Annotated in this window: 24 protein-coding genes and 1 pseudogene; 7 read left to right on the top strand and 18 right to left on the bottom strand. The window is 44.8% G+C overall.

From position 1 onward, the window contains the following. Window positions 1-912: carboxynorspermidine decarboxylase (locus tag Q0198_RS08185; protein ID WP_297896807.1), on the bottom strand; the 912-nt coding region annotated here is incomplete at its 3' end. An 87-nt stretch (window positions 913-999) separates the two neighbouring features. Here Q0198_RS08185 and Q0198_RS08180 point away from each other — a divergent pair. Both Q0198_RS08180 and Q0198_RS08175 read left to right on the top strand, forming a co-directional pair. Next, complete coding sequence (locus Q0198_RS08180) at window positions 1,000-1,221, top strand: MoaD/ThiS family protein (protein WP_297896805.1); 222 nt, start codon at window positions 1,000-1,002, stop codon at window positions 1,219-1,221. A 15-nt stretch (window positions 1,222-1,236) separates the two neighbouring features. Beyond that, entirely contained in the window at window positions 1,237-1,746 is a 510-nt protein-coding gene (locus tag Q0198_RS08175) for a molybdenum cofactor biosynthesis protein MoaE (RefSeq protein ID WP_297896803.1), read from the top strand. Between the two features lie 435 nt (window positions 1,747-2,181). Here Q0198_RS08175 and Q0198_RS08170 read toward each other — a convergent pair whose 3' ends face one another. From Q0198_RS08170 to Q0198_RS08150, 5 genes and pseudogenes are all read right to left on the bottom strand, one after another. Then, the gene (locus Q0198_RS08170; RefSeq protein ID WP_297896801.1) at window positions 2,182-3,984 is read right to left on the bottom strand and encodes a hypothetical protein; all 1,803 of its coding nucleotides are present in this window, start codon (window positions 3,982-3,984) and stop codon (window positions 2,182-2,184) included. Window positions 3,985-4,140: 156 nt separating this feature from the next. Further along, on the bottom strand, window positions 4,141-4,776 hold the full coding sequence (locus tag Q0198_RS08165) for a protein-L-isoaspartate(D-aspartate) O-methyltransferase (RefSeq protein ID WP_297896800.1): 636 nt from the start codon (window positions 4,774-4,776) through the stop codon (window positions 4,141-4,143). Between the two features lie 282 nt (window positions 4,777-5,058). Next, window positions 5,059-6,081, bottom strand: coding sequence for a ribonucleotide-diphosphate reductase subunit beta (locus tag Q0198_RS08160; RefSeq protein ID WP_295152816.1), 1,023 nt, complete (start codon window positions 6,079-6,081; stop codon window positions 5,059-5,061). Between the two features lie 320 nt (window positions 6,082-6,401). Next, window positions 6,402-7,124 (bottom strand): anaerobic ribonucleoside-triphosphate reductase activating protein, encoded by a 723-nt coding sequence (locus Q0198_RS08155; RefSeq protein ID WP_297896798.1) that lies wholly within the window; start codon window positions 7,122-7,124, stop codon window positions 6,402-6,404. Window positions 7,125-7,141: 17 nt separating this feature from the next. Continuing rightward, a pseudogene (locus Q0198_RS08150) lies at window positions 7,142-9,454 on the bottom strand (ribonucleoside triphosphate reductase). Between the two features lie 171 nt (window positions 9,455-9,625). Here Q0198_RS08150 and Q0198_RS08145 point away from each other — a divergent pair. From Q0198_RS08145 to Q0198_RS08125, 5 genes are all read left to right on the top strand, one after another. Further along, the gene (locus tag Q0198_RS08145) at window positions 9,626-10,258 is read left to right on the top strand and encodes a hypothetical protein (protein ID WP_297896797.1); all 633 of its coding nucleotides are present in this window, start codon (window positions 9,626-9,628) and stop codon (window positions 10,256-10,258) included. A 51-nt stretch (window positions 10,259-10,309) separates the two neighbouring features. Beyond that, complete coding sequence (rpsU, locus tag Q0198_RS08140) at window positions 10,310-10,522, top strand: 30S ribosomal protein S21 (protein ID WP_005869392.1); 213 nt, start codon at window positions 10,310-10,312, stop codon at window positions 10,520-10,522. A 272-nt stretch (window positions 10,523-10,794) separates the two neighbouring features. Further along, window positions 10,795-11,388: a hypothetical protein gene (locus Q0198_RS08135; protein ID WP_297896796.1), complete on the top strand. Its 594-nt coding sequence runs from the start codon at window positions 10,795-10,797 to the stop codon at window positions 11,386-11,388. Window positions 11,389-11,464: 76 nt separating this feature from the next. Then, complete coding sequence (locus Q0198_RS08130) at window positions 11,465-12,463, top strand: hypothetical protein (protein ID WP_297896795.1); 999 nt, start codon at window positions 11,465-11,467, stop codon at window positions 12,461-12,463. A gap of 113 nt (window positions 12,464-12,576) precedes the next feature. Next, window positions 12,577-12,897: a DsrE family protein gene (locus tag Q0198_RS08125; RefSeq protein ID WP_297896794.1), complete on the top strand. Its 321-nt coding sequence runs from the start codon at window positions 12,577-12,579 to the stop codon at window positions 12,895-12,897. Between the two features lie 361 nt (window positions 12,898-13,258). Here Q0198_RS08125 and Q0198_RS08120 read toward each other — a convergent pair whose 3' ends face one another. The 12 genes from Q0198_RS08120 to imm40 form a co-directional block, all read right to left on the bottom strand. Next, window positions 13,259-13,957: a sulfatase-like hydrolase/transferase gene (locus Q0198_RS08120; RefSeq protein WP_366112005.1), complete on the bottom strand. Its 699-nt coding sequence runs from the start codon at window positions 13,955-13,957 to the stop codon at window positions 13,259-13,261. An 873-nt stretch (window positions 13,958-14,830) separates the two neighbouring features. Continuing rightward, window positions 14,831-15,892, bottom strand: a complete 1,062-nt coding sequence (gene yedE / locus Q0198_RS08115) for a YedE family putative selenium transporter (RefSeq protein ID WP_297896792.1) — start codon at window positions 15,890-15,892, stop codon at window positions 14,831-14,833. Window positions 15,893-16,196: 304 nt separating this feature from the next. Continuing rightward, the gene (locus Q0198_RS08110; RefSeq protein WP_297896791.1) at window positions 16,197-17,339 is read right to left on the bottom strand and encodes a hypothetical protein; all 1,143 of its coding nucleotides are present in this window, start codon (window positions 17,337-17,339) and stop codon (window positions 16,197-16,199) included. Window positions 17,340-17,349: 10 nt separating this feature from the next. Next, window positions 17,350-18,096, bottom strand: coding sequence for a tryptophan synthase subunit alpha (gene trpA / locus Q0198_RS08105; protein WP_297896789.1), 747 nt, complete (start codon window positions 18,094-18,096; stop codon window positions 17,350-17,352). Beyond that, complete coding sequence (trpB, locus tag Q0198_RS08100) at window positions 18,089-19,270, bottom strand: tryptophan synthase subunit beta (protein WP_297896787.1); 1,182 nt, start codon at window positions 19,268-19,270, stop codon at window positions 18,089-18,091. The genes trpA and trpB overlap by 8 nt, the downstream gene beginning before the upstream one ends. A 222-nt stretch (window positions 19,271-19,492) precedes the next feature. Then, window positions 19,493-19,894 carry a hypothetical protein gene (locus tag Q0198_RS08095; RefSeq protein WP_297896785.1) on the bottom strand — a complete coding sequence of 134 codons (402 nt, stop codon included), beginning with the start codon at window positions 19,892-19,894 and terminating at the stop codon, window positions 19,493-19,495. 22 nt (window positions 19,895-19,916) lie between these two features. Continuing rightward, window positions 19,917-20,633: a hemagglutinin repeat-containing protein gene (locus tag Q0198_RS08090; protein WP_297896783.1), complete on the bottom strand. Its 717-nt coding sequence runs from the start codon at window positions 20,631-20,633 to the stop codon at window positions 19,917-19,919. Window positions 20,634-20,698: 65 nt separating this feature from the next. Next, a complete protein-coding gene (locus tag Q0198_RS08085) occupies window positions 20,699-21,118 on the bottom strand; it encodes a hypothetical protein (protein WP_297896782.1) in 420 nt (139 codons plus the stop codon). A gap of 78 nt (window positions 21,119-21,196) precedes the next feature. Next, window positions 21,197-21,925, bottom strand: a complete 729-nt coding sequence (locus Q0198_RS08080; protein ID WP_297896781.1) for a hypothetical protein — start codon at window positions 21,923-21,925, stop codon at window positions 21,197-21,199. Further along, window positions 21,922-24,138: a colicin E3/pyocin S6 family cytotoxin gene (locus tag Q0198_RS08075; protein ID WP_297896780.1), complete on the bottom strand. Its 2,217-nt coding sequence runs from the start codon at window positions 24,136-24,138 to the stop codon at window positions 21,922-21,924. Before Q0198_RS08075 ends, Q0198_RS08080 begins: the two co-directional genes overlap by 4 nt. A 4-nt stretch (window positions 24,139-24,142) precedes the next feature. Beyond that, window positions 24,143-24,553: a hypothetical protein gene (locus Q0198_RS08070; RefSeq protein WP_297896778.1), complete on the bottom strand. Its 411-nt coding sequence runs from the start codon at window positions 24,551-24,553 to the stop codon at window positions 24,143-24,145. Beyond that, window positions 24,534-24,935: an Imm40 family immunity protein gene (gene imm40 / locus Q0198_RS08065; RefSeq protein WP_297896776.1), complete on the bottom strand. Its 402-nt coding sequence runs from the start codon at window positions 24,933-24,935 to the stop codon at window positions 24,534-24,536. Before imm40 ends, Q0198_RS08070 begins: the two co-directional genes overlap by 20 nt. Window positions 24,936-25,129: the final 194 nt, after the last annotated feature.

Here is a 25,129-nt window from a genome sequence, read left to right as displayed (position 1 = left end):
GAAGCGGTAGCTAAATTTACCGCTCTTACTCTCGCCGCGTACCGCAGGACGATACGGCATCAGCACGGTATCGGGCATATGAGCTTCAGCGGAAGCGTCTAAAATAGCGATTTTAGCGCCATTTTCTACTATATCAAGCACGCTAGCGACCAAATACCCGCACTCCCAGCCGACCGCTTCGCCGGGCTCGAGATAAATTTCGACCTCGTATTTTTCGCGAAATTTTTTGATCAGCTCTATCAGCAGCTCCACGTCGTAGCCTGCACGCGTGATATGATGCCCGCCGCCGAAATTTAGCCACTTTAGGGCTCTAAAATACTTGCCGAATTTCGCCTCAAAAACCTCGAGCACCCGCTCTAGGCTCTGAGCGCTCTCTTCGCACAGCGCGTGAAAATGCAGCCCCGAGATGCCGCGCAAAAAATCGCCGTCTTGCAAGATCGCCCGCTGCAGCGCCTCAAGGCTCATCCCGAGCCTGCTAAAGCTGCCGCACGGATTGTAAGCGTCTTTGGGCGCGAAGGAGGTTTGCGGATTTAGCCGCAGTCCGCACGACGCTCCCGCAGCAAGCGCCTTTGCGCGGTATTTTTGCCACTGCGCGGCGCTATTGAATACGACGTGATTTGAAATTTTTAAAATTTCGTCCAAATCATCCTCTTTGAACGCTGGCGAGTATGTGTGGATTTCGCCGTTTTTAATAAATTCCGCGGCAAATTTCGCCTCGTGCAGGCCGCTGCAAGTAGCGCCCCAGAGGTATCTGTCAACGTAAGGCATCGCGAAACTAAACGCAAAGCCTTTTAGCGCGCATAGAATTTTTGCGCCGCTTCGCTCGCCTACGCCGCGTAAAATTTCTAAATTTTTTACCAGTTTTTGCTCCTCGCACACGTAAGCTGGAGTTGAAATTTCATCGATTTTCATCGTTTTCCCTCATTAAATTTTTACGCAATTATATAAAATTTTATAAATTTTTGGTTAAAATCGCCCAATCTTTAAAAAAGGACAAAAATGGTAGAGATAGAATTTTTAGGGCCGATCGGGCGCGAGCCCCTGCGCCTAAACGCAAACTCCTTGCAAGAGGTAAAAGCGGAGCTGCAAAAGGACGAAGGCTTGCGAGAGTGGCTCTCAAACTGCGCTGTAGCGGTAAATGATAAGATGATTTATGATGCGAATTTCGCGCTCAAATCCGGCGATCGCGTAAGCCTTCTGCCTCCCGTTTGCGGCGGCTAAGCTTAGGAGGCGGCGATGAGCGAGGCTAAATTTAACCAAGAAATTTTAAGCGGGACTAAGCCCGAAATTTATGAGGGCGGCTTGGACGTAGATGCGATTTTATCGCGCTGGTACGCTAAATTTAAAGACGCAAATTGCGGCGCGTTCATCACCTTCGTAGGTATCGTGCGCGAAGAGGGCGGCATCTGCGCGCTGAGCTTCGATATATACGAGCCGATTTTGCGGACTTGGTTTGAAGCGTGGCAGCAAAAGGCTGCGGCACAGGGCGCATTCGTTCTTTTTGCACATGCAAACGGGGATGTGCCGATCCACGAAAGCTCCTACGTAGCAGGCGTCGTAAGCCCGCAGCGCAAGGTAGCTCTGGCGCTAATAAACGAGTTTGTGGAGGATTTCAAGGCGGCCGCGCCGATCTGGAAATACGACGTAAAGGGCGGTAAAATCGAAGGCGGCAAAGTAGTAGGCGGGAAGAGGATCTACGCGGCGGATCGTTCGCAGAGGGTAAAAGGCGCAGGGCTTTTGGGTTAAATTTAAAAGCACGCGCCGTTTTAGCCCCACAGGCCTGCTTCGATTCAATTAAATTTAATCAAAACGGCGATTGCGCCGACAAGCAAAATTCCGCTTAGAAAATACTGCAGAATTTCAAAATAAAGATTTTGTGTAAATTTAGCGGCTGAGGCTAAATTTAAAGATCAAAATTTACTCTAATCCTGCCCCTGCACTCCGATAAGTATGGTCGAGCGAGGATTAAAATTTTAAGTCTAAATTTATAGCAAATTAATCAATCCAGTCGATGCGCTGCACAGCAAATAAAATGGCGCTATAATCATCTTGTAAACCCGCGTGGCGTAAAATAAAATTTAAACCCAATTTCGCGCGCCGTATCCGTGAGCACAAATGAAACGCAGTACGATAAAATTTTAAAATTTCATCGCAAATATAACCATCTCTGCCAAACGGCGACTAAAATTTAAACACACTCTTGGCTTCAGCGATGCGCTCGCCAAGGCTCGTAGCGGTATCTTCACCGCTTGACGCGCACCTAAAGATCGGCTCAAGCACCTCGGCAAAAAAGCCGTTTAGCCCCTCCTGCATGATCTGCGCGCCACTTTGATAGCGCGCAAGTCCCATAAATATGCCATGTCCGATCGCGCCGAGGCCCTTTACCTCATCGGCGATAAATTTATTCAGCGCCTTGCAAACCGCAACGACCGCGCTTGCATTTACGATCTCGCGATCTCTTAAATAATCCTCAAGCGCGCCGTAATCGCACTCGCATCTGATCCATCTAAACGCCTTTGCAATCGACGGCGAAACGCATTTGTGCTCATTTAAAGTGCATAGGACGTATAAATTTTTAGGCACCGCAAAATATGAGCGACCGTCCTTCAAAACGACGCTGGCGCGCGCTTTCTCGCCCTCTTCAAAGCCGTCGATTACGTGAGAGTTTTTCGTGCGGATCAGTGAAAGCTCATCATTCTCGTCGTAGCGACGATCCAAAAGCACCGCGGCTTCGCCAAAAATTTTATCCAAGCTCGCAGCACTTGCATTGTCGATCAGAAAATAATACTCACCCTTCGGATCGTTTAGCGCCTCTTTGCAAAGAACCTTAAACTCGCCGTCGATGAAACTTTCGCCGTAAAATCCGTCTATAAAATCGCGGTATTCAAAGCCTTCGTGCAGGCAAACGTAGCGAAAATTTTTCGCCGCAAGCTTCTTTTCGGCGATCAAAGACCGCAGCCTGCGGGTCTTGCCGGTGCCGATCGCTCCGTAAAAGATCGTATTTTTTGCGACCTCTTCACTTTTGTAGTTTTTGACGTATTCAAAAAATAGCGAGGAATACACGATCCTAGCCGCACCCACGACATCCTGCGGATATGGGGTAAATTCCGCGATAAATCGCGAACTTACTTCGTAAAATTCTTCAAAAATTTCAACCTTTTCGTCATAGAGCAAGGATAAAATTTGCGCGGTTTCATCGCGATAAACGAGAGTCGGAAACTCATCGTTGCACTGCGCAAATATGCTAGCTAGCAGATAGAGCTTCTCGCGCGAAATTTGTGCGAAATCGCCGCCCTCGGTAAGTCCTAAATTTAGCATACCGTCGTCGCTTAGGTAGCTGTCGATCAGATAGAAATTGTCGGCATTTATCGCGGATTTTAAAAATTCCATCAATACGAAGGGCTGATTATGCAGCGCGACGTCGAAAAAATCGATCGCCAAAGCGCTGTCCACCGCCGTAAGAAGTCTGTAAAGCTCGTCGTAGAAATTGACTAGCTTTTGTTTAAAAATATCGCGCGCGGTGCGTTCCTGCGAATAACTATTGAAATTTTTGACGATATTTTCGATAAAAACATAAAGCGAGACGATGTTTTTATCCTCGCCGCTAAGCACGCTATCTACGCTTTTTACGGCATTTTTAGGAAACAGCTCCTTTTTGCCGACGATGCGGTCTTTGAAAGCGAAATCATAATAAAACGCGCTGATATTGGAATCAAAAAACTGATCCATAAAGAAATACTCGGCGTGCGCGAACTTCTCGCCCAAAGATAAAATTTTGCAGCTTCTAAGATTGCCGTCACTGAGATTTATATACAGAGTTTGCAAAAACTCGTTCTCGGTCTCATCAAAGCTTACGAGGCAGCGCTTTATCTCGCCTAAATACTTTGAAATCGCGGTTTGTTTTTTAAGCCAGAATTGGTTTTTGTTGTGATTTTTCCAGCTGGCGACCAGCGACTCTATCTTTTCCTTGCTAAAATCTTGCATGACTCATCCTTGAAAGATTAAAAATTGTGTATTGTACTTGAATTTAAATAAATAATTAATAAAACTCTGATCTTGCGACGGAGCGCGAAATACAAAATTTATTAAATTTACGCGCCGAGGACAGTAGGAAATTTTAAAATTTACTGCGCGCTAGATCTATCCGCGACCCTGCACCAGCGGGACGAACTCGCAGGCGCCAAGCTCCTCTTCTTTGATCTCGCTTGGCGAAATTTTACTAAATCTAACGATCTTTTGCGAGCCGCCTCTATTCATCGGAGCAACCAAAATTCCGCCGATTGCCAGCTGCGCAAACAGCCGTTCGTCGATCCGCTCGGCGCACGCGGAGAGCAATATCCTATCGAAAGGGGCGAAATTTTTCCACCCCGCGTTGCCGTCGTCGTGACGCAGGCTGATGTTTGAAATCCCAAGATTCGCAAAGTGCCTTTTCGCCTCGCCCACCAGCCGCTCGACGCGCTCGACGGCAAAGACGCGATGAACCATCCTGCTTAAAATCGCCGCTTGATAACCGCTGCCGCAGCCGATCTCTAAAATTTTCTCGACCTTCGGATCCACGCTTAGCGCCATCGTCATGCGCGCGACCGTCAGCGGCGAGCTGATCCACTGGCTGGCTAAAATGGGTTGCGCGTTAAGGCTGAAAGCGTGCGCGCCGAGCGGGGCGAACTCGCTTCTAGCGACGCTGCAAAACGCCTCAAAAAGCGCAGGATTTAAACTCACCTGCTCGGCGATGTCGTTCGCCATCTTTTCGCAGCGAAGTCGCTCTAGCGAGACCATGGCGCGCTCCAGCCTGCCCCAGCGCTAAATTTAAAGCCGCGAAAGCTTTTGCTCTGTTTAAATCTGAGGCTGATAAAATTTTTAAAAATGTCTTCAAAGTGCTTACGCTGTATCGAAAGAGCATGAACTGCGTTTTTTGGATACATAGCGCGGCTAAATTTTAAAAATTTTGCAGGTAATACACCTTTTGCGCTCATCGCACGTCCGTACCGCGCCGGACAAGTATCTGCAAAATATCCATGTCGCGATACGGCGGAACAAAATTTCAAACCGCAAAATCCGCTAAAAATCATCGAAACTCAAACTTCCTTTGCTGTAGTTCGTGACCTTGCTCTCGAAAAAGTTGCTCTTCTGATCGTTAAATTTAGAAAAATCATCGACCCATTTTATCGGATGTTTTGCGCCGTATCGCTTCTCAAGCCCGATGGCAAGCAGGCGCTGATCGACCAGGTAGTGGATGTATTCTTCGATGATGTCGTCCGTAAAGCCCATGATTTGGTTATCCGTGATGTATTTGCCCCAATCGATCTCTAAGTTTCCCGCCGTCTCGAACATCTCGTAAATTTTATCCACGTTGCGCTTGTTAAACAGATCGGCGCGCTCTTTGCGAACGGAATTTATCATGTTTTGAAAGAGCAGAAGATGCGTGATCTCGTCGCGCTGTATGAAGCGGATCATCTGCGCGCTGCCTAGCATCTTGCCCGCGCGCGCAAGCGCATAGATCGACGTAAAGCCGCTATAGAAGTAGATCCCCTCTAAAATTTGATTCGCCACCATCGCTAGCAGCAGTTTATCGTCGCTAACCTCGCCCGCAAGCTCCTCATAGACGCTTGAGATGTAGTCGTTTTTCCTGCGGAGCATATCGTCGTGCTTCTCCATCTCGTAAATCAGATCGGTATTTTCACAGATCGCCTCGACCATGACGGCGTAGGATTTGCTGTGGTTGGCCTCCTCGTAGGCTTGGCGCGCGAGCACGGCGTTGATCTCCGGCGCCGTGATGTAGGGGTTGATATTATCGGCGAGATTGTTGGTCTGAAAGCTATCCATCGATATCAGCTGGCTCCACACGAGATCGTACATCCGCTTCTCGGCGCTTGTGAGATTGAAGTTATAATCGCGCACATCGTCGGTAGTATCGACCTCTTTGGGAAACCAGGTGTTGGCCTCCATCAGATCCCAAAGCTTCAGCGCCCATTGATATTTTGCCTTGGTAAAATTTAAAATTCCCTGCGGATTGCCGCCAAAGATCTTGCGATCGGTAAGGGTCTCGTCGGAGAAGGGGTTGTAGATTTTTTTCCTATCCATTTTTTGCCTTTTTAAAAATTTCGGCGTATTTTAGCCAAAGCAAGCTAAATTTACCTTTTGTTTTGAAGCGGCCTAGCTGCACGGCGTGAAATTTTACGGGGAGCTAAATCTGCACGGTATAAAATTTAAAGCGCTTGATAAAATAAAATTTTACGCCGCAGGCGGAGCGAAATTTAAACATAGCAAGCGGCGGCAAGGCAAATTTTAAAGCTTTCGACGGAACGAAATTTTATCGCAGCTCAATATACGCCGGACAATGCGCGCGCTAAATTAAAATTTCATCGCGTTCATCGCGACAAGATGCTCGTGGCAGCGCAAATTTAATCAAAATTTCGAAGTTCGATCTTTAGATCGGTACGGATTTTGCTCGGATCAAAGCTCGCAAGCGGCGCGCTTAAATTGCCGAAATTATCGCCGGTGGGTAGAAAGTTTTGCAGATAATAAACGCCGCGGTAGCCCTCACTGTATAGAATTTGCGCCATCCGCTCGATCTTAGCTTCATTTAAAAAATCCGCATGCACGGTCGTGCGCACCTCAAATTTAAAATTTCGCCGCAGCAAAAGCCTAAGAGTTTGTAGAAATTTATCATATAAACTTGATTTCGTGATGAGTTCAAAATCCTGCCGCGGCGCCTTAAAATCAAGCGCGATATAATCGATCAGCCCTAAGCTTAGCGCCTCTTCGATCTTTTGCGGATTCGAGCCGTTGGTATCTACTTTGAGCAAAAAGCCGCGCCGCTTAACTTCATGTGCCAGCGGGATAAAATCGCTCGCACAGGTGCATTCGCCGCCGCTAAATACGATGCCCTGAAGCTTGCCCGCGCGCGCATCCAAAAAGCGCAGAAACTCTTCGTTTGAAATTTTACCATGAGAAGTAACTATTTGTGGGTTGTAGCAGTATATGCAGCGCATATTGCAGCCGCAAAACCACGCAATCGCGGCGATGTGATCAGCAAAATCAAGCATCGTAAACGGCGTGATCTCGTAAATCTGCGCGTTACGCAGGTTTAAGGCTTGCGGCGGCTTCGTATGCGTTTGTTGCATTTGGCCGATAGCGGCGACTAGGCGATCTGCTTTTTGTCTTTTTTCTCTTCAAAAAAGACGCGCTCTTTGTGTTCGCCCTTCTTTCCGATATTAAAGCTCTCTACTGGGCGCAAATAGCCCATCACTCTTGTGTAAACGACGCATTTTGTGCGTTTTGCTTCTAACTCTTTTGGAAATTCCATTCTCCATCCTTTCATTAAGATTAAAATTTAAATCGCTATTTAGGCGCCCTTGCTCTGCTTGGCTTTGTATTCCGCGAGCAGCTCCTCGTCGCATTTCGGGCAGTATTCATGCTCGCCGCTGATGTAGCCGTGCTTATGGCAGACGCTGAAAATCGGCGTGATCGTGATATAAGGAAGCTTATAGTTTTGCACTACGCTTTTTACGAGCTGTTTGCATGCCTGAGCCGAGCTTATGCGCTCCTTCATATACAGATGCAGCACCGTGCCGCCGGTATAGGAGCTTTGCAGCTCGTCCTGCATCGCCAGCGCCTCGAACGGATCGCTTCCGAAATTTGCAGGAAGCTGCGTAGAGTTGGTGTAGTATATGTTTTTATCAAATCCCGCTTGGATGATATCTGCGTAGCGCTTCTTATCCTCTTTGGCGAAGCGATACGTAGTGCCTTCGGCAGGCGTGGCTTCGAGATTGTATAGGTTGCCCGTCTGCTCCTGAAACGAGCGGATCTTCTCGCGCAGATAATCGACCATTTTAAGGGCAAATTTACGCCCGAATTCCGTCGTAATATCTTCTTTGTTACCGCTGAAATTTCGAATCATCTCGTTTGCGCCGTTAATACCTATAGTGCTGAAATGGTTGTTAAAGCCCGGCAGATAGCGCTTCGTGTATGGATACAAGCCGCGCTCAAACATCTCGGTAACGAATTTTCGCTTCTTCTCAAGCGTCGATTTTGCAAGCTCTAAAAGCTCGTCTAGCCTCGCATACAGCGCCTCTTCGTTATTTTTATATAGATAGCCTAGGCGGGCTAAATTTATCGTTACGACGCCGATGCTTCCCGTCATCTCCGCGCTTCCGAAAAGTCCTCCGCCGCGCTTAAGAAGCTCGCGCAGATCAAGCTGCAAGCGGCAGCACATCGAGCGCACGGCGCCAGGCTTATACGCCTTTGGATTGGGTACGCGCTCGCCCTTTTCGTTCGTGATATATTGCGAGCCGATAAAATTTTGAAAATAGCTAGAACCTACCTTAGCGGTGTTTTCAAACACCGCGTCGGCCGCAGGAGTATCCCAATCAAACTCCTCCGTTAAATTTACCGTAGGAATCGGGAAGGTAAACGGCTGACCACACTTATCGCCCGTCGTTAAAACCTCGTAAAATGCTATCACGATGCGGTTCATCTCAGGCTCGAAATCGCCGTAAGTCATCGCTTCAAGCGAGTCCTTGCCGCGCCTTTTAGCCTCGGCCAAAAGCTCCTCGTCGTGTAAATTTTTAAACAGATGCTCGTTATTATGCGTAGGAATCTGCGTCTTTAGATCGTCCGGGCAGGTCATATCGATGGTGACGTTGGTAAATGGGCTCTGACCCCAACGCGCTGGAACGTTTAGGTTAAACACGAAGCTCGTGATCGCCTTTTTGACCTCATCGTCGCTTAATTTGTCGCGGAAAACGTATGGCGCCAGATAGGTGTCAAAGCTGCTAAACGCCTGTGCGCCCGCCCATTCGCTTTGGAAAATTCCAAGGAAATTTGCCATCTGATACAGCGCTTCGCGGAAATGCTTCGGCGCCTTGCTCTCGACGCGACCGCGCACGCCGTTAAAGCCCTCGTTTAGAAGCACGCGCAAGCTCCAGCCCGCGCAATACGCCGTAAGGCAGTCCAGATCGTGGATATGATAGTCGCCGTTTCGGTGTGCCGCGCCCTCCTCTCGAGAGTAAATTTTATCGAGCCAGTAGTTTGCGATGACCTTGCCGGCGGTGTTATTGATAAGGCCTGCGTTTGAGTAGCTGGTATTGGAATTTGCTAAAATTCGCCAATCCTGCTTGCTGATGTATTCATTGACCGTCTGGGTGCAGTTGATATAGGTCGTATCCTCCTCAAGCCCCAAAATATGCTCGCGCTGCATCTTGTGCGTGTGTCGGTAGATCATAAAGCTTTTCAAAACGTCGAAATCGCCCGCTTCGAAGAGTTTTTTCTCGATGAGATCCTGAATATCTTCGACGCTTAATTTATCTTTAAAAACGATCGCGCCCATTACGTTATCGAAGACTTTTTCGTCAAACTCGCTACCCGCGCTTTTGTAGGCTTTTTTGATAGCATCTTTTATTTTGTAGGATTGAAATTCTTGAAAACTTCCGTCTCTTTTAATGATTTTTTTCATAAGCACCCCGAGAATTTTCTGAATAAATTGGCAGAAAGTATATCAAGGAATCTTTAACTCAAAATTAAAGGAACGAGCGGAATATCCGTTACAAATTTTGCTTATAAAAAACGAAATTTAACCAAATCTCGCTATAATCGCGAGGTTTATTTTATAAAATTTGGAAATGCTATGAAAAATTTTAAAATAAGTTTTTTCGTGATCTTGCTGTGTGCCTTTTTAGCGGGCTGCGCTGCGCTTAAAGGCTCTAAAAGCACGGATAATTCGGCGCTTACCGAAGACATAGATCACGCAGGATATCCAAACGCATATCTGGAGCGCATTGCAGGCGAAAGCATCGCTGATCTGCTCTCGAAGCGCATAGTCGGCAAAAAAGGCGGTAGATTCAGCGTCGTCGGCATCGAGCCACTGGACGGGACGAACGCGCACGGCGTAGATGCGGAATTTTTAAGCAAAAAAATTAGAATTTCGCTGCTGCATTCAGGCAAAGCGGTCGTCACAGACGCTCCAAGTAAAGATGAACTCGTATTTAGCAACGATGGCGTAAGCCGTGGCTATCACGCCGTAGAAAGCGGCTCGATCTACGCGCCGGATTACATCTTGGTAGGTAAAATTTTACCGCAAAGTCCCGCTGCGACAAACGACGGTAAGGCAGGATCTAAAAAAGCAAAAAGCTTAAATTCTGCAGCTAAAAATTCTACCGCGCAAGCAAGCGAAAGCCTACTTTTAGAGCTTTCGATGATAGATACTCGCAACAACAAAAGCGTGTGGAAATATAAAAAAGCGCTTCAAAAGCAAATTTAAGGAATTTTTCGCTAAACTCACGGTTCATTTTTTTGAAAGGCGGTGAGGAAAGTGCCTGGAGTAAAGGTATATCCGAACGAATCATTTGACGAAGCTTACAGACGCTTTAAAAAGCAGACCGATCGTAACCTAGTCGTTACCGAGGTTCGCGCAAGACGATTTTTTGAGCCGATGACGGAAGTCCGCAAAAAGCAAAAAATTTCAGCTCGCAAAAAGATGCTTAAACGTCTTTACACGCTACGTCGCTACGAGTCACGCTTGTAGCGGTTTGCGCGGATTTGTAAATTTTAAATTTGCAGATCTGCGCGAAATTTTATCTCACATCTTTTTTAAATTTACAGCCCGTTTAAAATTTATCCACCACGTCAGCGCCGAAATTCCGATCTAAATTTTAAAATTTATCTAATTAAATTGACCCGCCTTTTTGCGGCGCCTGCTTTATACAACATATCTGCCGGCGCGCCGCTAAATTTTGAAATTTATTTTTACCTATTCGTTTTTTAGATATACTTTTGTTAAATTTTAAAGGAGCAACCATGGACTTAAACGACTACCTCCACACTCAAGGACAGCAGCCCTCAAACCCGCAAGAAAAAGAAGTAGCACTTATCAAATACACCTTCATCGCGGCTTGCGCCTTAAAAGCTATAGCTGAACTGGTGCTATTGCTATTAGGAATTTACGGCGGATTGGGAGTGCTACTAAGCGCAGCGGCATTCGTGCTTTTTATCTTTAGCATTTATAATATCTCTAAGCTTACCGCAAGCCGCAGCCTTTTGCGTAACGCAGCTATCGCCTTTGTAGCAATATTTATAGGCGTATTGCTATTTATATTTTTAGCGGGCGGCATCATCGCTCAAATACTACTTGCATTGGGATTCATCGCATCGTTTCTGTTTTTTTATAGATTTTATCAGGAGCTTGCCGATACTAGTGGAGTTGCGATATTTTCATATTGCTTTATCGCGCTTGTACTTGCAGCTATTGCAAATGCGTTTTTGGCACGTTTTTCGCTGCCTGCTACGGTGCTACTAAGCTTAGCGGCTCTTGCGCTTAACGCTTTTGCTATATTCAGCGTAGAGGGCTTTTCTCGTTCGTATTATTCTTATGATCTTAGAGGCAAGAGATAAATTTTGATTGCTTGATCGGTTGTGGAAAGACCAGCAAAGAGCTAAATTTTTAAAATTTAAAATCAAGGAGCAAGCCGTGGTCTATTTCAAACACATATTTCTCGCGCTGTTTTGCGGGGCGCTGTTTTGCGGCGTACTTTACGGCGAAAATCAAAACAAAATTTCAAAGCAAAATTTTAAATCTGACTTTATCTGGGGCGTTACGATCGACGACGGCTGGTACGATGACGCGCAAGACGCCTCGGGCGCGAAGCTGCAAAGCATCGTGCGCGCCCTGCAAGCCTTACCCGTAAAGCCGACCGTGCGCGTCGTGATGTCAAAAGAAATTAGCCCGCGCGAGTATGAGCCTCTTTTTAGGCGGCTTAGCGAGGTTTCGTACGTGATGGCCTGCCCCGTGGACTCCTACGAGATGAGCTCGTACAAAAGCGTGAAAAGCTACGAAAAGAGGTTCGCGGATGCCTTTGCCGCGCTCGCGCCCTACGTGCAGATCTGGGAGATCGGCAACGAAATAAACGGCGAAGGCTGGCTGGGGGACGATGCGAATTTTATCGCCGCTAAGATGATCGCGGCCTTCGAGCTCATCCACAAAAAAGGCGCCAAGACGGCGCTTACGGCGTATTATACGCCGAGCGGAGCGCAGAAAACACAGATGCGCGAGTGGCTGCAAAAATTCGTGCCGCAGGATATGAAAGAGGGGCTGGATTATCTTTTCTTAAGCTACTACGAGGACGATAACGAGGGCTTTGCGCCTGATTGGAGCGAAATTTTTACCGATCTGCAAAGCGCCTTCCCCGCTTCGAAACTCGGTATCGGCGAGTGCGGAAACACGGCGTCGGGCGCTACGCAAGCGAGCAAAAAGGCGATGATAAGGCGGTATTATACGATGCCGCACTACGCGAGAAATTACGTGGGCGGGTATTTTTGGTGGTATTTCGTGCAAGACTGCGTAAGCGGGGCGGGACCCGGCGCTTCAAACGGCAAAAGTCGCAGCGCACGCAATAAAGTGAAAGCCATGGACGAGCTACTAAAAAGTCTTAGCGAAGCTATAAATGAAGCTCGTCGCGATAAAAATTAAATTTATAAAGACCAAATTTAACCATTCAGGTCCGCAAGCTCAAATTTAAGGTAATGCAAACTCGCTTTAATATAGAATTCTTTTCAATAAAATTTTAAACGAAGGGGCGCAAAATGAAAATCCTACTGATCCTGGCAAATCAGCCGTATAACGGCTCGGACAATGCCTACAACGCATTGAGGCTAGCGGACAACCTGCATAACAAAGGCGAAGAGGTAAGAATTTTTCTTATGAATGACGCGGTCGATCTCGTAAGAAACAGCACCGAAAAACCGGGGAATTACGACATCGATCTGGTAGCCAAACTAAAGGAGCTATATCGCGGCGGCGTGGCGCTAAAAGTATGCGGCAGCTGCCAAAAAGTAGATATGGCTGATTTTGGTCGGGTTATAGTGCCAAGATCCATTTTGTCAGTTAAACGCAATAATTGTTAAATCTGTATGCTGCACTTAGTAAAAGCGAATTTGCGGTGCAATATAAACATAATTTTACGATATCACGGCTAGCTAGATACATAATATAGAGCTCTTATATTTACAAAATTCCATGATTGTTGCAAATAAATGCCTCAAATGTAAATCGCAATCGGCAAGGATTAAAACGAGGGAGTTTTATATCCGTTTATACTACTTGAGGTGACAAAAATGAGTCTATTTGCTAGACTCTTGCTGTGCTCGTACCGCTTCGTCACAAGAAAGCTTAGACAAAATTCTACTTGCGTTTACAAAGAATTCATCATCGGCATCAAATGGTAAGCTCTCGCGCGAGAGCAGGTTTCTGCCGAAATTCATCTCATCAAAGATTCCTAAATACCCAAGCACAGTTGTAAAAGTATCGAACGAAGTACCATGTTTTTTTGATCTCGAACTCTCCATCCAAATCATCATCCAGTATCACAAATAAGCCCCGCTCGTCTTTAAGTCCATCGCCAAAGCCACCATCTATAGCATTTTTATAAAATAGCGGATGATCATTTTGCAGTACAATGATTGTGTTCGCTGCATATGGACTTGAGCGGATTTGCTCAATAAATTTACTCACTAATAGGTCACTGCAATGCACCGCGCATAGCATTGGCACGGCATTTTCATTATATTCCAGCCCTTCACATGAGCGCGGGATAAATCCACTTGGAGTGTGCGTACCAATCGTGAGAAGTGAGAACAAAAACGGCTTACCTGCTTTGTTTAGACGCTCAAAATCATTCCATGCCACACGAAGCATATCATCGTCATCCACACCCCATTCATTAGTATGAACCGATGGATCCACGGCTAAAATTTCGCTTCTCCCCTTAATTTCGTCATAACCTCTTTGATGCAAAAAGCCTCTAGTACCCTGAAAATTTAAGTCAGCGCCCTTTATAAAATAGGTATGGTATCCCAAAGAGTGTAAAATTTCGCTAGCGCAGACAATATTTTTAGTGAAATTTTCAGAAACCATATCTTTGGCAGATGCAAACGTATAATTTGCAGCACAGTGTGAACCAAACAGCCCTTTAATAGTAAAACCAGTATCTACTACTTGGTGTATTTCAGAAAAATCTATACGATTTTTGAGTGCATTTAGATGTGGTGTAAGTTTGGAAAAATTTCTTTCGTCAGTATAGGCGCGATCAAAACTCTCTAAAAAATATAGACAATATTTTTACGCTTTATCGGAGCCTTGGGATGTGGAATGGCTAGATACGGATAAACCTGCTTCTTAATCGCTTCTACGGGCGGATTCAGTTGCAGATAATATTCTTTAGCTGCATAGTAAAGAGGGTTCAAAAAAAAGGCCGTTAAAATACATGGCATAAATAAAATACCAAGCTTTGAGCTATGACGAAAATGCAAAATGCGTACGGTAATAATTATACTAAGTAATATGATCGCTACGCAAATCATCACCAAAATCGCAATTTCACGCGCAAAACTTGTAATCGGAGTGCCTTCTATAGAGGTACAAAAAATGTTATCACAAATAGTCCGAAATGCTTTCCAAAAACGAAAAATAGCAACAAATCGAAGCAAAGTGCAAAAATATAAATTAGTGCAATTATGCCCACAGCAATTTTAAAAGTTTTATTCGACAAAAATGCTGCAAAAATCAGCGAAATAGCAAAAAACAAAACCGAAAAAATTGTAGTAAATTCCAAAAAAACAACCTTAAATTTAGCAAAATTTAATGCGTAGTCTAGCAAGAATAACTTTAAAATTTACTAACGCAGGCACAAAAATTACTTTTTAAAGTTATAGCGGCACAAAATTTTATACGGCGATTTTAAATTTCACCGTATATAATTTTGCAATTAAAGCATGGGTTTGCCGTTACACCAAGCGTATGACAGCGAATCGAGCCAAATTCTGTAGCTGAATGTCTGCGCTAGCCGACGCGCCTTTGAAAAATCCCCACGTAAAGCGCGAAAACAAAACCGATCGCAACCGCGTAAGGAGCGAACTCGGTGATGCCTTTAGCCGAGCTTGCGAGCAAGAAATTGTGCGCGATCGCAGCGCCCGCCGCCATGCCGATGACGAAGACGCCCGAGCTTAAATTTCCCGTGCCGGCCTGCACCAGATGCTTGCCCGGGCAGCCTTCGCTGAGGCTGAAGCAAAGTCCTGCGAGCACCATGCCTAAGAAATTCCAAACGAAATCGTTGTGTGCGATAGGCTGGCCTTCAAAGCCGAGCTTGTATTGCCCAAACGCGATATTTGCGATGCTCGCAAACGCGATGACGCTTAGTACGCCCCAAAACATCGAGAAATCGCCGCGGAAAATTCTACCGAACGCGCCGACGCTGCAAAATTTGCTTCTGTGCATCACCGCGCCCACGATAATGCCCGCAGCCAGCGAGATGCCTACTGCGGCGTGTTGCGCGCCCGGGCCTTTAGCGGATATAAAAAGCGCGCCGCCCTCGCCCGTTTTGAGTCCGAAAATTAATACCGCAAGCAGCGCAGCGCCCAGTAGCACGGGCAAAATTCCGATCGCACTGCTAAGCCTTGCCTCTTTGCTCGCCTCATAGCCGCGCTTTTTAAGCAAAAACCCAATGAGTACGCCGCAGATCAGACCCGCTAACCCGGCTAGCGCGGTCAAATCGCCTCCGCCTAGGCGCAAAAACGCGCGCCACGGACATCCCAAAAACACAAGGCAGCCGATCATCGCGAAAATCCCTAGGAAAAATTTCGCAAACGGCGAGCTGCCCGTAACCGGCGCAAACTCGCGCGTCCAAAGCACGCTTGCCAAAAAGCCGCCGAACACGAGCCCTATGATCTCCGGGCGAATGTATTGCACTGCGCTAGCTCGGTGAAAGCCTAACGCGCCGGTGGTGTCGCGCAAAAAGCAAGCGACGCAAACGCCCATATTGCCCGGGTTTCCGAAATGCACCAGCGTCGCACCCAGCACGCCTAGCACGGCGCCTGCGATGATGTACCATTTAACGTTATTCATGAAAAGATCCTGAAATAATCTAGATCGACCGATCTCTTAGGCGCGATTTTATCCTTTGTAAAATAAAAAGCAAATAAATTCCGATCTAAATTTTAAAGTAAGAATCCTATCCATACTTAAAAATGACTAAAAATAGAATTTAAAAAGTAGTTAAGACTGGGTTCGGACATACGAAGCCAGTCTTAACTATAGAATTTTACTTAAATATAAATAAACAAACCAGCCTTAATTTCTCGCACGAAGTCGGAAATTCTATTTTTACATACAGTCGCAAAGCCCGCAAGTTACGAAATTCCACGCCTCATCAATCGATAGCGTTGGAGCTTTTTAACACTACTAGATGTTTTTTGCCCGCGAAGCTTAGCACTACGGCAGCATTATTTTCGTCGATTTCGCGCACAAGCTCTACTCGCACATCGCCAGGTCTTGCGGTATCCGAGCTAAGCAGCTCATTTTCTAAAATGCTTCTAAATGCCGAAACTTTAGGCTCTTTTGCATCCGATCTTTCTTTTACTCCCTCGCGAAATTCCATCGTGCCGCTCTCGACAGGGCTTAGTTTAAGCGGCGAAATTTTATCCGCTGCTCTTATATTCTCGGCGCTCTCAGAGTTTTCGTCCGCCTCCGTAGCTTCCGAACGCTCGGCACGCGCAACCTCATCGTAAAATTTATCGCGCATGCTCTCTTCATCCGCGTTCTCGCCTCTTAAAAAATCTGCACCATCTACGTTTTTTAAGTCGTTAGAATTTTTGGAATTTAAAGCAGAGGCTTCATCTTTCTTCGCAAACTCCTGTGCGTCAGAATAATTTGCGTTCTTAGATCCGCTCTGATTTTTAAAAGAGGAGTCGTTTAAAATTTTATCGATGCCCGCCCCGTCCACGTCAGTGCCATCCATACTAGCGTCATCTTCAAAAACCCGCCATGTCTCGTCGATACTTTTTTGCGGCTTGTGTGATAAAAATTTTCGCACACCGACGAAAGCCGCAGCCGCAAGCAGTAACGCTACGATTATCGGCATCACGGAAACCCCGCTGCTACCGCTTTGCGCCGTCTCACTCGCCTCGCTCTTTACGCTCATCTTGCTCTGATCGAAAGCGGGGTTTTTTACGCGCAAAATGAGCTTTAAATTGCCGTCTTGAGTAAGAGCATCGACTGATAGATCGGCTCCGGTAGGGAAATTGATCTCGATATCCTTGCCCTTAGGCGCTATCGTAAAGCTTTTTAAGACCTTTTGATTGGTGCGCATTTCGTTAAATTTCTCATCGCCGCCGAGCCCCTTTAAAATAAGGCTCATCGACTGCCCATCGACACGGCGCACGATGTCTGGCTTGTATGCGGAGTCAAACGCCAAGGCGATGTCCACGCTATCGTCGTGGTTGAAAAGATCGTATTGCATCAGATTGGCGCTGAGGCAAAAATTTGCGATTAAAATCAAAAATATCTTTTTCATGCTCTTTCCGTTAGTTAAAAAGTTCGGCGATCTTGTCTTGCAGCTCGCGCCCGCCGTAATTTGCACATAAATTTACGATCGCGGTGCCGATGATAGCGCCGTCTGCGTATTCTTTCGTGGCGCGAACGTCGCTGGAGTTGCGAATACCAAAGCCGATCGCCACGGGCAGATCGCTCATCTTTTTAAGATCGGCGACCATATTTTTTAGGCGCGAGATCGGAGTTTGCTTGCTTCCGGTCACGCCGATAGCGCCTACGCCGTAGATGAAGCCTCGCGCGCGGCTCAAAACTCGCGCGGCGCGGTGCTCGCTCGTAACGCTAATAAGCGGGATGAGCGCGATACCGAACTCCTCACAAAGCGCGAAAATTTCTTCGTTTTCTTCATACGGCAGATCGGGGATTATTAGTCCGCTGATGCCGTAGCGCGCCGCCTGCGCTACAAACTCGCGCGCGCCGTAGGCAAAGATCACGTTGTAATAGACCAAAAACACAAGCGGCTTGCGCGTTTGCACCCCTTTTAAAATTTCAAATACCTTCTCCGCGTTTACGCCGTTTTGCACCGCGGAGAAGCTCGCCTTAAAAATTTCGGGACCGTCTGCGAGCGGATCGGAATAAGGAATGCCGATCTCAAGCAGATCGATCACGCTTTCGTCTAAATTTGACAAAAACTCTTTCGTGTGCGCTGGGCTCGGGTAGCCCGCCACGATGTATCCGATGTTTGCCTTTTTGCCGGCGAAGGCCGCCTTGATCTTATCCATAAATCGTTCCTTTTTTGTAATTCATCACGGTATCCATATCCTTATCGCCTCTACCGCTTACGTTTACGACGATCGTTTTTCTGCCCTTTAGCTGCGGGCAGAGCTTTTGCAAATACGCTAGCGCATGCGCGCTTTCGATCGCGGGGATGATGCCCTCAAGCCTACAGAGCAGTTTAAGCGCCGTGATGCACTCATCGTCGGTTACCGCTTCGTATTTTGCGCGACTTATCTCGTGCAGATGCGCGTGCTCCGGGCCCACTCCAGGATAATCAAGCCCCGCCGAGATGCTGTGAACAGGCTCGATCATGCCGAATTTATCCTGCAGCACGATCGTTTTCATACCGTGGATGATGCCCGCGCGCCCATTGGTAATAGTCGCTGCGTGATAAGGGGTTTGTGCGCCCAAGCCGCCCGCCTCGACGCCGATGAGCTGCACGGCGGGATCATCCACGAACGCGCTAAAAATTCCTATCGCATTGCTTCCGCCGCCCACGCAGGCTAGGACGTAGTCAGCTTTGATCCCCTTGCTTGCGAGCTGCGATTTGGTCTCGGCGCCGATGACGCTTTGAAAATCCCTAACCATCTTCGGATACGGATGAGGCCCGACCGCCGAGCCGATGACGTAAAATACACTCTCGATCTCATTCACCCACGCCTGAATCGCCGCGGTGGTGGCCTCTTTGAGCGTTTTTAAACCGGTGCCGATTTTGATTAAATTTGCACCCAAAAGCTGCATCCTAAAGGCGTTGAGCTGCTGGCGCGCGGCGTCGGTCTCGCCCATATACACGTCGCACTCAAGCCCGAATAGCGCTGCTGCCGTCGCTGTCGCTACGCCGTGCTGACCTGCGCCGGTTTCTGCGATGACCTTTTTTTTACCCATCTTTTTGGCGAGTAGCACCTGCGCAAGGGCGTTGTTGATTTTATGGGCGCCCGTGTGATTAAGATCCTCGCGCTTTAGATAAATTTCATGCCCGTAGTGCTCGCTAAGGCGCGCAGCGTGATATAGCGGCGTCGGACGCCCCGCGTATTCGCGCAGCAAGTAGCCTAGCTCATCTTTGAATTCCTTCGTCTGCGCTATGGTGTTGTACGCATCCTCCAACTCCTCAAGCGCAAACATCGCCGTTTCGGGCACGAATTGCCCGCCGAAACTCCCGAAATACGCCTTTTTATTCATCCTATCTCCTCGCATTAAATCGCAAGATTATATAAAATTTCGCGTTAAATTTCGCTTTTTTGACGACGTCTTTTGCGGCGCTATTTTAAAATTTATCGGATATGCAGCCGCAAAAACGCGCGGCGCAAGATAGTAAATTTTAAAATTTACGCTTCAAATTATGGCTAATATCTTGCTTGATAAGTAGGTCTTAGGCGCCGTAAATTTGAATGATTTATAAATTTATTTGCTTTCATTGCTAATATCGCTCTTTTTATAATTACCGATAGGACAAATTATATTGTCAGTATCTGTAAGCCTTAATTTTTTCCACTCTTCAAAGCTATTAACTCTAATCAAATTATGTGGGATCTTTGACGATTCATCAATAATTTCGAGGCACTCGCTCGTTTCTCTTTTAAAATACTGCATAATAAGGTGGTTATCGTTATTTTCCAAAGCTTTTTTTATGCATTTTGCTTTTAACTCAACATAACCGCTATTGCTTAGAGAATTTTTTGAAAAAAGCCTCATTGGAGCACACTCACTAATTGCTTCCGTATAAATCATACGAAAAACAAAAAACGAAATAATTAGCAAAAATGGTAATAGAATAATGTTTTTGTATCGTTTTAAGAATTTCATTTTATTGCCTTATTTAGAATTTTCATATTTTGTAGATAGAAAACTTTAATCTTTGTGTTTTACTGCCGCTTATGCCTATACCTGCCCCTATAGAGCTAGATTTGCTATCGTAATTATAGCTATCTCGCAGGCTTGCTAGGCTTAGATCATGTCCTACCTTTAAAGCTAAAGCGTTATCCGCTCTAAGGTTAGCTCCTTTTATTAAAGCGTCGTTGCTAGCTAAGGCGTATATATTATGTCCTGCATAAACTTTAGCGTTATTGTGGCTAAGGCTTTCCTCTTTCATATTGCTTCTAGAGTAATCAAGCCCTGCGCTTCCTCCTCCGCCTCCATACATGGTAGCAGATACTCTTCCGCTTAGGGTTTTAGAGCTTTGTTTAGCTTCATAGCTATCTTGGGAAGCATCGATAAAGAGATTATGAGTGTTTAGATATATATCGTTACTAGCATATAAATTTGAGCCTTTGATATTTATAGCGGTATCTTTATTACCTTTATTGCTACCCGTATTGCTCGTATTGCTACCCGTTAGAATTTTAATATTCTTGCCGCTAAGATTAGAGGCTACGGATCTACTTGATTTAGAGCTATCTTTGGAAGTGGTTCCGCTAAGCTCTGCGGAGGCTCCGACGCTAAAGCCCCAGGTAACCCAGCTAGAGGATGCGGCAGATCCTTGGGAGATGAGGGCGGCGGTTAAAAGAGCAAGGGTAAAGAAAGAAAGCTGCTTTATAAATTTCATCGCTTCTGCTCTTTCAATCGCCTATTAAAAATTCATTTTCTACGCTATTTTTATTCCCGCACAAATTAATAATATATCCCATCTACGCATACATCGGCATTTAGTTCGGCGCACATTTTTATCATTTCTTTACTAAAGTCGATGGAATATATATCGTCCTTCTCCGCCGCGTCTATCATTATATCGATGTTAACGTTTAAATTTAATGCCGATATCCTCTTTTTAATATCGCCAAAGTTTGCTTTTAAAATTTCATACAGATCTTTTAACGCATCGTCCGTGTATATGTGCTCTTTCTTGGCGGTATAACATAGCCATCTACAACTATTTCTAACCTTACCGCGCCTTTTATCTATGTCGCCGATTTTATATTTTTTTATATAACTAATTTTATATTCATTGGTCTTCTCGTCCAGGATCAAGTCCGAAAAATCAAAGTTATATTTATCCGACGATAAATAAAAAGCAACATACATAGTAGTCATTTATGCTCCTCATAAATTTACAAACCCACCAAACTTACATAATTCATCCATTTAACGGCTAAATTTTAAATTATGAGATTATACTATCTCTACCGATATTTGAGCGTCGATTTTGCCGCTATTTTCTTTTAAAATTTCAGGAAATCCCAATTTTATAATCTGCTCTTCGGAGAGGCTATAAGAATAGTGGATATTTGCCTCTATGCTTAGTGGGGCGACTATTTTCGCAACTTCGCTAAAAGGCAGCTTAACGTCCAATAGTGCCAAGTAAAAGGCGTCCTTATCGCTATCAAAGACATTTATATAGCAGCCTTTTATATTTTTATCACCGCCATTTGGAGCTTTGATTATTCTTTCATGGCTAGCATAGGATTCGAAGAAGTATGAAAAACCGGGCTTAACCATATCAATGCATCCAAAAGATCTCATCTGCTCTATGTTTAAGCTATAGCAATATACATAGTAGGGATCGTCTGCATCCGATTTTACGATCGGTTTTATATCTTCTAAATCAAGATCTATTTGCCGCGAATCGGCATAGCTCTCATCGATACCGAAAGATGTTATCTCATAATATGTCTTATAATACATATCGCGTATATGAAATTTAATCCGCTTATCTCTTAAAAGCTTTGGATCTATTTTTATACCGAGTTTTTCTGCGTCCGATTTCGCAATCAATTCAGGCTTGAATATAAATTCTTTTCCAAAACGACCGCTTTGCCCTTTTGGAATTTTAAGTCCATAGAGTTCCCGTCCATCTCTTACCGGAAAAAGATAACGGAAAATACCTTTTATGCTTTTCATTTTTGAATCCTTCTTGTTTTATCCGCGGGTTTAGTTTGTTTGCCAGTTATATAGTCAAATTGACCCAAATGCCACCCTTGCTTATCATATTTTTCTAGCGCCCCATGCCGAGAATCCCACTCATAAATATTACCCTTTTCGTCTTTCCATCGCTTCCTTAATCCGCCGCCGCCCTGATTTGGAGTTTTTCGCTTGTCCTTAGTCAATCCAGGAAAGCCTTTCAAGTCTTTAGTTTTTGGCGGTGGTATATACCCAATAATATTTTCCCCAAATCCCGTTTCTCTACCCTGCACTCCACCGCCGATCGTTAATTCGGGTTTTATAGGCGATTGAGGTACGTGAGTATAAGGGCGTCCTCCGCGCTCTTTTTGTAGCTGTACTCCGCCGCCGATTGTTAATTCTGGTTTTATAGGCGATTGAGGTATTTGAGTGTATGGTAGCTTTTCTTCTCTATTTTTAGGGAATATTTTTATATGATCATTTTTGTCCCAGCTTCTTGCCTGTATATTTTTATTTTCTAAATCGTTTAGAATTCTATCATAATTTATGTTTGATCGTTCCTTTGTAGTGCCGCCATTATCAGGATATTTTCCAGGATAATTCCAGTAGGCATTGTATTGATCACCTTCATACCAGTTTATTAACCAATTTCCAAAATCTTTTGATAACTGTCTAGTTTTAATAAAAAAGATAGAAGCGGAGGCTGCCTCTATAATAGGCAGAATAGCTGCCACAGCAGCATCATCACTCTTCCTCTGATCCAGCGAGTAAAAGTATTTGGTATCGGCTACGACGGTTTTGTCGTTAGGATTTACTTTAGGCGAATAGTCGTTAAGGCTTCTGCCGTTTAATCTTAAAGCCTTTTCCGACATACTTAGCATGCCTAGGGCATAGTTGGTAGCGAATTGATTTTGCGCGGGATCTTTAGGTATGAAAGTACCTCGTTTATTATCGCTGCGATGAACAAGCTCGTGTCTCAAAGATGTCATAAATTCTTTCGCATTGCTAATGTGCTTCGTATTGATATATATGGAATTCGGATCGTCTGAGTTAAATTTTCCTCCGCTTCCTCTATTTAGATTGGCAAATTTAACCTTTACCCCCATTTGATTTGCTATATCCTGTGCGGCTCGTTGCTTTTTAAATATATCGGCGCTAGGATCGTTTAGTACGTCAAGATTTGCCGCAAGCGACATACTATCTTTATCGTATCCACTAACAAAGCCTCCTATATAGTCAAATATTTTATAGGCTTTTGCATTCTCAGTAGTTGCTATTAAATTTATAGCTTCGTATATCGCGCTACCCCTATTAAGCTCATCCTTTATCTCCTTTCTTCCCCCTTCGCTAAACAACCTCATATCCACGCTTGCATCAACGTTAGAGCTTAGCTTAGTGGAGTATAGCTCTTTGCTTAGCTTAGAGCTATCTCTGTTTAATCTAGTAAGATCGTCTGAGTTATATAGAGCTTTATTATTAGGATCGGATTGCAAAGAAGCAAGCTCGTCTTTACTTAAAGAGCTTATATCTTTATCTCCTACTATAAGCTCTCCTTTTCCTATAGTAGCTAAGCTCTTACTCATAGAGTAGGATAGGTTTCTATTATTAGCGTAGTTAATCGATGAAATTTTAGACTTAGGATCGGTAGCGCTATCTTTAGATTGAGTGTTCTTGCCATCCTTTCCTGCGCTCATATCTATACTGCTTGCTTGCATACCGCTCATTTGATTTGAGCTATAAGCGTTTGATCTGGCGGTGCTATCTTTACTTTCAGCGCTCTTACTATCACTAGCTTGGCTACCTCCATCTTTACTTCCGCTTCCCTCTCCTTGTTGCGGATCTTTAAAAGCATAATTTGCCCCTATGCTTAAAGAATTTGATTTGTCGTATCTGGTGTTGCTTAAATTTGAGAATGTTAGGGTATCTGTTTTTAATCTAAGCTTGCCGTTATCTATGAAATTTCCATTCTCGTCATAGTAGCCTGCGGCTATTAGTGAACCTTTTAGATCGGTATTAGATCCTACCTCTATGTTTAACTCTTTAGCGGTTATACTAGATAGCACGGTCTGTTTTACCATAGTGCTTGATTTGGATCTGGAGTAGTTGGCGTTTATGCTTGAAAGCTTTGAGCCCTTGTAGCTTACGAGGTTATTTGCTTTTAATAAGCTCGCAGCCATTATATTGACACAAAATAGGGCTACTATTAATTTCAAGCACTTATTCATATTTATTTTCATCAAAATTATAAAATTGAATATTCTCAAAATTTTCTAATTCAAGATATGCTTCGCTTGCAACATTATAAATCTCTAGCCTACTTACATAATCGTTATTGTAGAGTAAGAAGTTGGTTTCATATTCTCCTTTTGTGAACACCATAATATCTATTGCTGTAGTGTTCATCGGGAAATTTTCTAACGATAGCTTTTCCGTACCTTTAGGCTCTTTAAATTTTATTAGCATATAACCTACTTCCTTTATCACGCTATCGATCTTTATAAGTTTGAGATGAGATATTAATTCATCTCTGCCTTTAAATTTATATCGAAGCATTATGTTAAGCCATCTTTCTACGTTAGGCGGTAAACTCTTGTTTATAAAAAATTGATCATTTTTCTGTTTGTTCATTTGGCTCCTGTAGGATGGTATATGGACCGATATCCGGGCAGTATGCAAAGTCATCTCCGTTTCTGGCGCGATAATTAGTGATGTATCGAACCGCTAGTTCGAATGCATCGTCACCGTCATCTCCATCTTTAATGCTCCAGCTATCGTATGTGATGATGGGCTCATTACCGCTTAGGCGATATACCTCTCCTCCGACGATAACCATATCTTTGCTTTTTGCGATTTTAAGCACCTCCATTACATCGTCGAATCTCCAAGCGATTCCATAAATTCCGTACTCCTCTCTTAGGCGTATACCGCGTTCTAGCAGATCTTGCGGCACGATATTTACGTAATCTTCATCTATAAATAACCTCGCATATTCATCTTTATTTATAAACATAATCTCTCCTTTTCAATATTGGAAGTCAAAATTTTCATTTGGGCACCCGCCCGGGGCAAATGACCGGGCAATATGCAAAATCATCTCCGTTTCTAGCGCGATACTTAGTGATATATTCGATCGCTACTTCGAATGCATTGTCATCCCCCTCGTTTGTACACCAGCAATCGTATGTGATTATGGGCTCATTGCCG

This window comes from uncultured Campylobacter sp. (assembly GCF_938045205.1).
Taxonomy (GTDB): domain Bacteria; phylum Campylobacterota; class Campylobacteria; order Campylobacterales; family Campylobacteraceae; genus Campylobacter_B.
Note: the sequence above shows the minus strand (reverse complement) of the source record. Positions and strands in the feature narration are given on the sequence as shown.

What these genes read in the sequence shown, in the direction of transcription:
- Q0198_RS08180 (WP_297896805.1), top strand. Translation starts at nt 1,000, where the DNA reads ATGGTAGAGATAGAATTTTTAGGGCCGATCGGGCGCGAGCCCCTGCGC.
- Q0198_RS08175 (WP_297896803.1), top strand. Translation starts at nt 1,237, where the DNA reads ATGAGCGAGGCTAAATTTAACCAAGAAATTTTAAGCGGGACTAAGCCC.
- Q0198_RS08170 (WP_297896801.1), bottom strand. Translation starts at nt 3,984, where the DNA reads ATGCAAGATTTTAGCAAGGAAAAGATAGAGTCGCTGGTCGCCAGCTGG.
- Q0198_RS08165 (WP_297896800.1), bottom strand. Translation starts at nt 4,776, where the DNA reads ATGGTCTCGCTAGAGCGACTTCGCTGCGAAAAGATGGCGAACGACATC.
- Q0198_RS08160 (WP_295152816.1), bottom strand. Translation starts at nt 6,081, where the DNA reads ATGGATAGGAAAAAAATCTACAACCCCTTCTCCGACGAGACCCTTACC.
- Q0198_RS08155 (WP_297896798.1), bottom strand. Translation starts at nt 7,124, where the DNA reads ATGCAACAAACGCATACGAAGCCGCCGCAAGCCTTAAACCTGCGTAAC.
- Q0198_RS08145 (WP_297896797.1), top strand. Translation starts at nt 9,626, where the DNA reads ATGAAAAATTTTAAAATAAGTTTTTTCGTGATCTTGCTGTGTGCCTTT.
- Q0198_RS08135 (WP_297896796.1), top strand. Translation starts at nt 10,795, where the DNA reads ATGGACTTAAACGACTACCTCCACACTCAAGGACAGCAGCCCTCAAAC.
- Q0198_RS08125 (WP_297896794.1), top strand. Translation starts at nt 12,577, where the DNA reads ATGAAAATCCTACTGATCCTGGCAAATCAGCCGTATAACGGCTCGGAC.
- yedE (WP_297896792.1), bottom strand. Translation starts at nt 15,892, where the DNA reads ATGAATAACGTTAAATGGTACATCATCGCAGGCGCCGTGCTAGGCGTG.
- Q0198_RS08110 (WP_297896791.1), bottom strand. Translation starts at nt 17,339, where the DNA reads ATGAAAAAGATATTTTTGATTTTAATCGCAAATTTTTGCCTCAGCGCC.
- trpA (WP_297896789.1), bottom strand. Translation starts at nt 18,096, where the DNA reads ATGGATAAGATCAAGGCGGCCTTCGCCGGCAAAAAGGCAAACATCGGA.
- trpB (WP_297896787.1), bottom strand. Translation starts at nt 19,270, where the DNA reads ATGAATAAAAAGGCGTATTTCGGGAGTTTCGGCGGGCAATTCGTGCCC.
- Q0198_RS08095 (WP_297896785.1), bottom strand. Translation starts at nt 19,894, where the DNA reads ATGAAATTCTTAAAACGATACAAAAACATTATTCTATTACCATTTTTG.
- Q0198_RS08090 (WP_297896783.1), bottom strand. Translation starts at nt 20,633, where the DNA reads ATGAAATTTATAAAGCAGCTTTCTTTCTTTACCCTTGCTCTTTTAACC.
- Q0198_RS08085 (WP_297896782.1), bottom strand. Translation starts at nt 21,118, where the DNA reads ATGACTACTATGTATGTTGCTTTTTATTTATCGTCGGATAAATATAAC.
- Q0198_RS08080 (WP_297896781.1), bottom strand. Translation starts at nt 21,925, where the DNA reads ATGAAAAGCATAAAAGGTATTTTCCGTTATCTTTTTCCGGTAAGAGAT.
- Q0198_RS08070 (WP_297896778.1), bottom strand. Translation starts at nt 24,553, where the DNA reads ATGAACAAACAGAAAAATGATCAATTTTTTATAAACAAGAGTTTACCG.
- imm40 (WP_297896776.1), bottom strand. Translation starts at nt 24,935, where the DNA reads ATGTTTATAAATAAAGATGAATATGCGAGGTTATTTATAGATGAAGAT.